We start from the raw sequence: 10,517 nt of genomic DNA on the forward strand, positions 1-10,517 counted from the left end.
GTTATGGAGAGCGACTTGTCGCAATCAATAGTAGAAGTCAAGGATGTATGCTTTTCTAGAGGCAATAGAGCCATATATGAAAATATGAGCTTTAGTGTGCCTAAAGGGAAAATAACCGCCATTATGGGCCCTAGCGGTATTGGTAAAACGACCATGTTGCGTTTAATCGGTGGTCAATTAAAACCCGATACCGGTGATATTTTCTTTGAAGGAGAAAGTATTCCTGCCATGTCGCGCAAAGCTCTTTATGAGGCGCGCACTAAAATGAGCATGTTATTTCAAAGTGGTGCTTTATTTACCGATATGTCGGTGTTTGATAATGTTGCATTCCCTATTCGTGAGCATACAGAGTTATCAGAAGAGTTAATTCGCCTTGTTGTATTAATGAAACTACAAGCTGTTGGCCTTCGTGGTGCTAAAGATTTAATGCCTTCTGAGTTATCGGGCGGGATGGCGCGCCGTGCAGCTTTGGCTCGTGCTATTGCACTTGACCCCGAATTAATTATGTATGATGAACCCTTTGCCGGACAAGACCCTATTTCGATGGGAGTGTTGGTTAAGCTTATAAAATCACTGAACGAAGTGTTGGGCTTGTCGTCATTAATTGTGACGCATGATGTAACCGAGGTGATGAGCATTGCTGATCATGTCATTATTATTGCAAAGCAAGGTGTTATTGGTAGTGGTACGCCTGCACAAATGCTTGAACATGAATCACCGTTAGTTCAACAATTCTTAAAGGGTTTATCTGATGGCCCTGTGCCATTTCATTTCCCCGCACAGCCTTATGCTGATGAGCTATTAGGGGAAAGTCGCTAATGTTAGATGTATTACAAAAGCTGGGTCATAAAACATTAGGCCGCTTTGCTGCACTTGGGCGTTCAGCGTATATGTTATTTAGCGCATTGGTAAATGTACCGAGCGTTAAAAAAGGCACGCCATTATTAGTGCGCCAACTGTATATGGTTGGCTCGCAATCGTTACTGATTATTATGGTTTCTGGATTATTTATTGGTATGGTTTTAGCGTTACAAGGCTATACCGTATTAGTTGGCTATGGTGCTGAGGATAGTTTAGGGCCTCTGGTTGCCTTGAGTTTATTGCGCGAGTTAGGTCCTGTAGTGACTGCGTTATTATTTGCCGGTCGTGCAGGTAGTGCGCTAACCGCCGAGATAGGCTTAATGAAAGCAACAGAGCAGTTATCATCATTAGAAATGATGGCGATTGACCCATTAAAACGTATTATTGCTCCTCGCTTTTGGGCTGGTTTTATTAGTATGCCTTTATTGGCTATTATTTTTTCTGCAGTGGCAATTATAGGTGCCCATTTAGTGGGGGTTGACTGGCTTGGGGTTGATACAGGTAGCTTTTGGTCAATTATGCAATCGCAGGTATCGTTCACTCAAGACATATTAAACGGGATAATAAAAAGCTTTGTATTTGCCATCGTTGTTACTTGGATTGCATTATACAAAGGGTATGATTGTGTTCCCACTTCAGAAGGGATTAGTAAAGCAACCACCGAAACAGTGGTTCACTCTTCACTGGCAGTATTAGGTTTTGACTTTATTTTGACAGCGGTAATGTTTACCAGCTAATTAGGATATAAATAATGAATTCACGTAAATTAGAAATTTTAGTTGGTTTTTTTGTCGCATTAGGGATTTTAGCATTTGCTATGCTTGCACTTAAAGTAGCCAATTCAGGAATAGCAGGAACGGGAGAAACATACTCGCTTAATGCGAAGTTTGAAAATATAGGGTCTTTAAAAACACGCGCTCCAATAAAAGTAGGGGGGGTTGTTATTGGCCGAGTGGAGTCGATTTATGTTCATCCAAAAGAGTTTGTTCCTGTGGTTAATATGACCATAGATGCGCAGTATTTATGTCGTTTTTCGGATACTAGCTCGGTCTCTATATTAACGTCGGGTATTTTAGGTGAGCAATACTTAGGAATTAACCCCGTTATTGCTCCCGAGTCAGCTGAAAAACGTTGCTTAGGTGAAGATATTGTAAGTACCGAACAAGACCAAGCGATCGATGATTTATTTGGTGTTCAAAGTAAAGCGCTTGGTGATGGTGATACCGTATCAGATACCAAATCAGCAATTGTGTTAGAAGAGCTAATTGGGCAATTCTTATTTAATCAAAGTAGTGAGTAATATTATGTTGAAAAAATTTATTTTATTTACCGTTTTTAGCGTGCTTTTCGTTGCTCAATTTGTTGATGCTGCAGAGATTGAATTGACAGATCCGAACAAGATGATTCGAGCCGTAGCTGATAAAACATTTGCCCGTATTGCAAAAGATCAGGCGTTAATCGCTGCTGATAAAGAGCATTTACGTGTAATTGTTGAACAAGAGCTAATGCCTTATATCGATTATAAATATGCCGCCTTACGTGTTTTAGGTAGTGAAGTATCTAAAATTAGAGCAATTGAAGACAAAGAAGAAAAAGCGCAAGCGATTAAAGATATTCAGCATTTTATTATGGTATTTAGAGAGTATTTAGTTGCAACCTATGCAGGTGTTTTTACTCAATACTCTAATCAACAGGTTGAGTTTGGTGCACCAGAAGAATATAAAGGCAAAGATGTTGTAGTGGTTAAAACTAAAATTGTTGAAAGTGGTAAGCCCGATATAAAAATACACTTTAAAGTACGTGAAAACAGAGAAGGCCACTGGCGCGCTTACGATATGATAGCCGAAGGTATTAGCTTATTAGATGCCAAGCAAAGCGAGCTACAAGGTGTATTACGCCAACAAGGTATTAAACGTGTGAGCGAACTTCTTGAGCAAAAAAGTGAGTTGCCTGTGCAATTTAGAGGTAGTAACTCAGATGACTAAATTAGCAGTGACTCAGCTAGGGGAGCAGCAATTTAAAGTATCTGGCGAGTTAACTCGAAACTCAATTGGTGATGACCAATTTTTAAACAAACAGGCATTAAATGAGCATAAAACCTGCTATTTTGACCTTTGTGAGTTAACTAGGGTTGACACAGCAGGTTTAGCTTGGTTAATTCACTCTTTTGCACAATTTAAGCAGCAAGGCATACACCTTGAATTGCAAAACATACCTGAACAACTGCAAAATTTAATGCAATTGGGTCATGTAACAACTTTATTTGAGTGAGAGTTATGGAAACTAGCCAAGTCGAAATATTATTACGCGACGAACTACAATTAGAACACATACAAGTAAAAGCCAATGGTAGCCATTATGAAGTGATTGCCGTTGGTGAATGCTTTGATGGACTGAGCCGAGTAAAAAAACAACAGCTGGTTTATGGGCCATTAATGGAGACTATTTCAGACGGGACTATTCATGCTGTTTCTATTCGTGCTTTTACTCCTACAGAGTGGAAACGAGAGCAAAAATTTATTTTACCGCAATGATTAAGGCCCCTTAAATGGATCAATTTGTAATACAAGGTGGTACTACGCTTGCAGGTGAAGTGACCATTTCGGGCGCAAAAAATGCGGCGCTACCAATTTTATTTGCCAGCTTACTTGCTGATGGTAAAAGTACATTTTCAAATGTGCCACGCCTGCGTGACATTGTAACCACAGAGGCGCTATTAGAAACCTTAGGCGCCGATTGCCAATGGCATGGTGATAGTTTAGTTATTGACGGATCGTGTGTTAATAAAACACTTGCACCTTATGAGTTAGTAAAACAAATGCGTGCATCTGTTTTAGCTTTAGGTCCATTAGTTGCTCGCTTTGGTGAAGCGCAAGTTTCTCTTCCTGGTGGTTGTGCAATTGGAGCTCGCCCCGTTGATATTCATATTCAAGGTTTAGAGCGCATGGGTGCGCAAATAAATGTTGAAAATGGTTATATTAATGCCACCGTAGAAGGGCGCTTAAAAGGCGCTGAAATTTTTATGGAAATGGTGAGTGTTGGCGCTACAGAAAACTTACTTATGGCCGCGACTCTTGCCGATGGTAAAACCGTACTTGAAAATGCAGCACGAGAGCCAGAAATAACCGATTTAGCGAATTGCTTAATTGCAATGGGCGCTATTATTTCAGGAGCCGGTACAAGTCGTATCGAAATTGAAGGTGTAGAGCGCTTAGCGGGTTGTGAGCATAGTATTTTACCTGATCGAATTGAAACAGGTACATTTTTAGTTGCAGCAGCGATGGCGGGTGGCGAAGTACTTTGTAAAAATACTGACTTTCACTCATTAGAGCCTGTGATTGAGAAGTTACGTGCGACTAATGCGTTACTTGAAGTGAACGACGATAGTATTTATCTTGATATGCGTAATCGTGAACTTAAAGCGGTAAATATTAAAACGACCCCACACCCAGGTTTCCCAACCGATATGCAAGCGCAGTTTACGGCATTGAATGTGGTTGCTAAAGGGAGTGCGACCATTACCGAGACTATTTTTGAAAACCGCTTTATGCATGTACCTGAACTACAGCGTATGGGAGCAAATATTCGCTTAGAGGGTAATACTGCTATTTGTGGTGATACAGAAAGCTTAACCGGAGCGCAAGTAATGGCTACCGATTTACGTGCTTCTGCAAGTTTAATACTCACAGGTATTGTGGCGCAGGGTGAAACGGTTGTTGATCGTATTTACCATGTTGATAGAGGTTATCAACGCATTGAAGACAAGCTCAGTGCATTAGGCGCAAATATTAAACGCCGCTCTAGTTAAGCGATGCTTAACTGTTAATATATTTTTGTAGGTTAAAGGAGCTAACCTACAAAACACGTTATAAACGTGTTTCGTTATTTTAACGCTCCCTTTCCCCTTTTATATAACTCGCTTTGTGAGCATCGCTTTTTTATTATTAAAGCAAGTGATTAGCTATTGATGCACAAAGAGACGCTTCGCTTTAGAGACGCTGCGCTTTAGAGTAGTAATTCAGTGACTAGAATGTGTTTTTCACGTCTCATTTACCCTCATTTGCTGCTCTTTGTGAGCATTGGCTTTTGTCTTTGGTTTTAAGTAATTAAGTGATTATTTGCACAAAGAGGCGCTTCGCTTTAGAGACACTGCGCTTTAGAGAAGCGATTCAGTAACTAAATCGTTTTTTGGCTTCTCATTTACCCTCATTTGCTGCTCTTTGTGAGCATTGGCTTTTGTCTTTGGTTTTAAGTAATTAAGTGATTATTTGCACAAAGAGGCGCTTCGCTTTAGAGGCGCTGCGCTTTAGAGTAGTGATTTAGTGATTTAGTTGTGTTTTTGGCTTCTCATTTACCCTCATTTGCTTCTCTTTGTGGGCAATGGTTTTGTCTTTGTTTTTTAAGTAGTTAAGTGATTATTTACACAAAGAGACGCTGCGCTTTAGAGTAGTGATTCAGTGACTAGAAGGTGTTTTTCACGTCTCATTTACCCTCATTTTCTTCTCTTTGTGAGCAATGGTTTTGTCTTTGGTTTTTAAGTAATTAAGCGATTATTTGCACAAAGAGGCGCTTCGCTTTAGAGACGCTGCGCTTTAGAGTCGTGATTTAGTGATTTAGTTGTGTTTTTGGCTTCTCATTTGCCCTCATTTGCTTCTCTTTGTGGGCAATGGTTTTGTCTTTGGTTTTTAAGTCGTTAAGTGATTAAGACATTTATGCACAAAGAGACGCTGCGCTTTAGAGAAGTGATTTAGTAACTGAATCGTTTTTAGGCTTCTCATTTGCTGCTCTTTGTGAGCAATGGTTTTTGTCTTTGGTTTTTAAGTAATTAAAATATAGTCGCTTAAGAGCTGTGATTCAGTATTGTGGTGTTGTTTTATTCACGTGTTTATACACAATACTTGTAAGGTATTTATAACTTAGTTTCTAATTCAGCAACCGTTACCATCACTTTTTCTATTTTTCCGTTACGGTATAGCTCAAACTCAATTTCTTTTCCTGGTTCAGTATTGCCTATTGTTTCGAGTACTTTTTGTGGGTTTGATACGCTTAATCCAGCTATTTTTGTCACAATGTCTTGATCTTTTATACCCGCTTGCCAAGCTGGGCCGAGGGGATCTAAGTTTCTAATACGCATGCCTGTAACTGCTGTTAGACTGTCGCTTACTTCTTTGCCCGTACTATCTACTGCAATACCTTCAAAGCCTAAATAACCACGCACTACACGTCCGTGGCGAATTAATTTTTTCATGATTTTTTTAGCTAAAGAATACGGCACAGCAAAAAATATTCCTTGAATATTTAAATCTTCTCGCGCTTTAAATTGCGCTGAGGTGATACCGACTAAATCGCCATTTGAGTTAACCAATGCGCCACCTGAATTACCAACATTAATAGCAGCATCCATTTGTAATAAATTATTATATGAGCTGTCGGTAATTTTTTGTTTACCTGTTGCGCTAATAATACCCTGTGTAATGGTTTGGCCAAGATTTAAAGGGTTACCAATAGCTAACACCACATCGCCTACGTGAGGGTAATAATCATCATTAATAGGGATCGTGGGCAAGTGCTCTGCATTTATCTTTAATAATGCTAAATCGGTGATGGTATCGAAACCGATTAGCTGTACATCAAAAAATCGTCTTCCGTCAGCAAGCATAACTAAAATCTGATCGGCATTATTTATCACATGATAGTTAGTTAATATATAACCGTCATGAGACATGATAACACCTGAGCCGAGTTCTTTTACTGTATTTTGGCGTTTATACCTTGGTTCTTTCGAAATGCTCTCAGATATAATTGTTACGACTGAAGGGGCGGCTTTTTTTACTGCATCAGAAAAGCTTAGATGAGCTGAGGACATTACGGTAAGAGGGACATTAGGTAATATACTGGCTCGCATACTGGGGTTAAAAAAAACAACTAAAAATGCAATGCCAAGGCCAGCAAATAAAGGAGGTAAGACAAATTTTAGTAGTTTAAGCACAGGATTCTTATTATAAGTTGTATATTTGCTTAATGATGGCATAAAAAAAATAACAGCGGCAAGTGCCACTGTTACTTTTTTTGTATCAAATTATAATAAAAAGCTAAATTTTATTGGATTAATACGAAAATTGACTCTCGTCCACGTTTAACCGCTAAAACAATATTGCCTTGTGTATCTTCTATGATTTTATTCATATCGCGAATTGTTTCTACACGACGACGGTTTACTTGCATAATAATATCCCCTTCTTCTAATCCTACACGTGCTGAAGGTGAACGAGGGTCGACAGAGGTGACTTCAACACCTTTACTGCCACCTTTTTGTACATTTTCAAGCTCTGCGCCTTGGAACGCAGGGTGTAATTCTTCACCTGCTGCTTTTATTCCTGCTGCGCCGTCGAGGGTAACACTGACTGTTTTAACTTTACCGTCGCGGTAAATACCGAGTTTAATTTTTCGACCTTCACCTAGTGTTGCTATTTTACTGCGTAATTCGTGGAAACCGCTAATTTCACTGCCATTTATGCTAGTGATAACATCGCCGGCCTTAATACCTGCCTTACTTGCGGCTGTATCATCCATAACTTGCATTACATAGGCACCTTGTTTTACATCGAGCTGTTGAGCTTTTGCAAGCCCAGCATCTAGTGGGCGACCAGAAATGCCTAATGAACCACGGCGTACTTCGCCATGTTCAATAATTTGGTCTACAAGGTTTTTCATCATATTAGATGGGATTGCAAAACCAATACCGACGTTACCACCTGAGGCACCTAAAATAGCCGTGTTAATACCAATAAGTTCGCCATTTAAGTTAACCAGTGCACCACCTGAATTACCTTGGTTAATTGCTGCATCGGTTTGAATAAAGTCTTCATAGCCTTCGATATTAAGGCCACTACGACCTAAAGCACTGACAATGCCAGAGGTTACGGTATGACTTAAACCGAATGGGTTACCAATGGCTACAGCAAAATCACCCACTCTTAAATTATCTGAATTAGAGAGTTTAATTTCAGTTAAATCATCGGCATCTATTTGCAATAGAGCGATATCTGATTCTTTATCGGTACCGATTTTAGTTGCTTCGAATTCTCGACCATCTTCAAGTGTTACGACCATTTTTTCGGCATCTTGAATGACATGGTTGTTAGTGACGACATACCCTTCGTCAGCATTGATGATAACGCCTGAACCTAAACCACTAAATTGACGTTTTTGACTGCGAGGTTGTGGGTTGCCAAAAAAATAATCCATCGGGTTTGATCTTCGACGTACTTCTTTAGAGCCTGAAACTTGAATACTCACTACACCCGCAGAAATTTCTTCTAACATAGGGGCTAAAGTGGGTAGTTGCTGTCCATTGACGGCAATGGGCATTTTTGCATAAGAAGCGACAGGACTTAATAATAGGCTAGTTGAAAAAATAGCGGCACTGATGAGTGTTAATTTCATTTTCATAGTCAGGGTTTACTCCAATTGAAAAAGCAAAAACGAAAAAGGGCTGCAATAAGCAGCCCTAAAAATATATAGATAAATAACAAAGCTGTTATACCTAAAGACTATGGGGTTAAAAAAAAGTTCATCAAGTATGTTTAGAATATTCTGAAATATTATGATGCTTTAGCTGATTCAGATTCTTTTTTAGTACCAACAAATAAACCCGATTCACCCGAAACATAATCAGCAGGCTGTGCTTGCGCTGATGAACGGTCGCTTTGTCGCTCTTTTAGAGATGCCTGTAGTTGCTCGGTTGTTTCTTTAGAAAAGTAAGGCTCGGCCGGAGCATCTTTTTTATCGGTTAATAATAATTGATTGGTTTCTTCTACATGGCTGAGTAATTGGTCATAGTTATCTTTCATTTTAGACACTAATTTTCCTGTACTTGCTAAATGATCAGCAACATCTTGGCGATATTGATCTAATGCATGTTCAGCTTGCTTAGCCTGTTGTTCTAATTCATCTTGTTTAAATTGCTTTTTAGTAATGTACGCACCTAATAAAAATGCTACAACAGCAACAATAATAATTAAACCTACCCACGTAATGGTGCCCATAATTATACCCCTTTGGGAAAATAACAACTGAATACGAAATTCAAAAAACTGTATCAAATGTATTTGATACAAAACTATGTTAGGTAATATACCCCGAGTTAAGATGCGTGTTAATATGTTAAGCAAATTAAACTATGTTTAAATGTAATTAAATATGACTCCTTGGCAAACTTACCAGCAAGATCTAAAACGTGATGACTTTGTTCATGATGCAGCACAAGAAAATGCAGTACGGCATTTACAACGTTTATATGATGATTTAACGCAAGCTCCTGCTAAGCCTAAAGGCCTTTTTGCAAAACTATTTAATAAAGATAAACCAAATTTAATTAAAGGTTTATATTTTTGGGGTGGAGTAGGGCGTGGTAAAACATATTTAGTTGATACATTTTATGAGTCGTTGCCCGGACAACGTAAAATGCGAGTACACTTTCATCGTTTTATGCATCGGGTTCACGATGAGCTGAAAAAGTTAAATAATACAGCTAACCCACTAGAAATCATTGCGGATATTTTTAAAAGCGAAACAGATATAATTTGTTTTGATGAGTTTTTTGTTCAAGACATTACTGATGCAATGTTATTAGGTGGTTTAATGGAAGCCTTATTTGCAAGAGGTATTGTATTAGTTGCTACATCAAATATTGTACCTGATGAGTTATATCGTAATGGCTTACAACGAGCTCGTTTTATGCCGGCGATTACACTTGTAAAAGAAAATACCGAAATTGTTAATGTTGATTCAGGCATTGATTATCGTTTGCGCACACTTGAGCAAGCCGAAATATTCCACAGCCCACTTGATCAGCAAGCCGATGCGAATTTATTTGAGTATTTTGACAAGTTATCACCTGAAGCCGGTGAGTTAAATAAGCCTATTACAATAGAAGGGCGTTTAATTAACACCCGCAAAGTAGCTAAATGTGTTGTGATGTTTGAGTTTAGCGAATTATGCGAAACTGCACGTAGCCAAGTTGACTATATGGAAATTAGCCGTTTATATAATACGGTTATTTTATCTAACGTAAAACAATTAGGGCAGGCAAATGATGATGCTGCAAGGCGTTTTATTGCATTAGTTGATGAATTTTACGAGCGTAATGTAACGTTAATTATTTCGGCTGAAAAACCGATCACCGAACTATATACCCAAGGTAACTTAAATTTTGAATTTAAGCGTTGTATTAGTCGTTTGCAAGAAATGCAGTCTCTTGATTATTTAGCTAAAGAGCACTTAGTTTAGCTTGAGTGATTAAGACAACGCTGCACAAGCAGGCTTAGATAAGTGATTTAGTTATGTGTATTGGTTTTGGGGCTTCTCATTTGCCCTCATTTTCTTCTATTTGTGAGTAATGGCTTTGTTTTTTAGTTATTAAAGCAAGTTATAAGATATAATTGCACAAAGAAGCGCTTCGCTTTAGAGACGCTACGCTTTAGAGTAGTGACTTAGTAATTAGAGCGTTTGGTTTTTAGTCTTTTTTGTCTTCTCATTTACCCTCATTTTCTTCTCTTTGTGAGTAATGGCTTTGTTTTTTAGTTATTAAAGCAAGTTATAAGACATAATTGCACAAAGAGGCGCTTCGCTTTAGAGACGCTGCGCTTTGCTGA

11 protein-coding genes are annotated in these 10,517 nt (G+C 38.7%); 8 read left to right on the forward strand and 3 right to left on the reverse strand.

What is annotated here, in order from left to right; all coding sequences use genetic code 11:
* Positions 1 to 3: 3 nt before the first annotated feature.
* From J8L70_RS05975 to murA, 7 genes are read left to right on the forward strand one after another with little or no spacing between them, the layout of a single operon-like run.
* Positions 4 to 819: an ATP-binding cassette domain-containing protein gene (locus J8L70_RS05975; protein ID WP_211054642.1), complete on the forward strand. Its 816-nt coding sequence runs from the start codon at positions 4 to 6 to the stop codon at positions 817 to 819.
* Positions 819 to 1,598: a lipid asymmetry maintenance ABC transporter permease subunit MlaE gene (mlaE, locus tag J8L70_RS05980; RefSeq protein WP_211054625.1), complete on the forward strand. Its 780-nt coding sequence runs from the start codon at positions 819 to 821 to the stop codon at positions 1,596 to 1,598. The genes J8L70_RS05975 and mlaE overlap by 1 nt, the downstream gene beginning before the upstream one ends.
* A gap of 14 nt (positions 1,599 to 1,612) precedes the next feature.
* Positions 1,613 to 2,161 carry an outer membrane lipid asymmetry maintenance protein MlaD gene (gene mlaD / locus J8L70_RS05985; RefSeq protein WP_211054626.1) on the forward strand — a complete coding sequence of 183 codons (549 nt, stop codon included), beginning with the start codon at positions 1,613 to 1,615 and terminating at the stop codon, positions 2,159 to 2,161.
* A gap of 4 nt (positions 2,162 to 2,165) precedes the next feature.
* Positions 2,166 to 2,846: an ABC transporter substrate-binding protein gene (locus J8L70_RS05990; protein ID WP_211054627.1), complete on the forward strand. Its 681-nt coding sequence runs from the start codon at positions 2,166 to 2,168 to the stop codon at positions 2,844 to 2,846.
* Positions 2,839 to 3,132, forward strand: a complete 294-nt coding sequence (locus J8L70_RS05995) for an STAS domain-containing protein (RefSeq protein WP_211054628.1) — start codon at positions 2,839 to 2,841, stop codon at positions 3,130 to 3,132. The genes J8L70_RS05990 and J8L70_RS05995 overlap by 8 nt, the downstream gene beginning before the upstream one ends.
* Before the next feature lie 5 nt (positions 3,133 to 3,137).
* Positions 3,138 to 3,395, forward strand: a complete 258-nt coding sequence (locus J8L70_RS06000; RefSeq protein WP_211054629.1) for a BolA family protein — start codon at positions 3,138 to 3,140, stop codon at positions 3,393 to 3,395.
* Positions 3,396 to 3,409: 14 nt separating this feature from the next.
* Positions 3,410 to 4,669 carry a UDP-N-acetylglucosamine 1-carboxyvinyltransferase gene (gene murA, locus J8L70_RS06005; RefSeq protein ID WP_211054630.1) on the forward strand — a complete coding sequence of 420 codons (1,260 nt, stop codon included), beginning with the start codon at positions 3,410 to 3,412 and terminating at the stop codon, positions 4,667 to 4,669.
* 1,101 nt (positions 4,670 to 5,770) lie between these two features.
* Here murA and J8L70_RS06010 read toward each other — a convergent pair.
* From J8L70_RS06010 to J8L70_RS06020, 3 genes are all read right to left on the reverse strand, one after another.
* Complete coding sequence (locus J8L70_RS06010) at positions 5,771 to 6,850, reverse strand: trypsin-like peptidase domain-containing protein (RefSeq protein ID WP_211054631.1); 1,080 nt, start codon at positions 6,848 to 6,850, stop codon at positions 5,771 to 5,773.
* A 110-nt stretch (positions 6,851 to 6,960) separates the two neighbouring features.
* Complete coding sequence (locus tag J8L70_RS06015) at positions 6,961 to 8,313, reverse strand: Do family serine endopeptidase (protein WP_211054632.1); 1,353 nt, start codon at positions 8,311 to 8,313, stop codon at positions 6,961 to 6,963.
* A 152-nt stretch (positions 8,314 to 8,465) separates the two neighbouring features.
* Positions 8,466 to 8,909: a YhcB family protein gene (locus J8L70_RS06020; protein ID WP_211054633.1), complete on the reverse strand. Its 444-nt coding sequence runs from the start codon at positions 8,907 to 8,909 to the stop codon at positions 8,466 to 8,468.
* Positions 8,910 to 9,063: 154 nt separating this feature from the next.
* On the opposite strand from J8L70_RS06020, the gene zapE reads away from it, so the two are divergent.
* The gene (gene zapE / locus J8L70_RS06025) at positions 9,064 to 10,152 is read left to right on the forward strand and encodes a cell division protein ZapE (protein WP_211054634.1); all 1,089 of its coding nucleotides are present in this window, start codon (positions 9,064 to 9,066) and stop codon (positions 10,150 to 10,152) included.
* The last annotated feature ends 365 nt before the right edge of the window (positions 10,153 to 10,517 follow it).

It is taken from the genome of Pseudoalteromonas sp. MMG010 (assembly GCF_018100905.1).
Classification (GTDB): Bacteria; Pseudomonadota; Gammaproteobacteria; order Enterobacterales; family Alteromonadaceae; genus Pseudoalteromonas.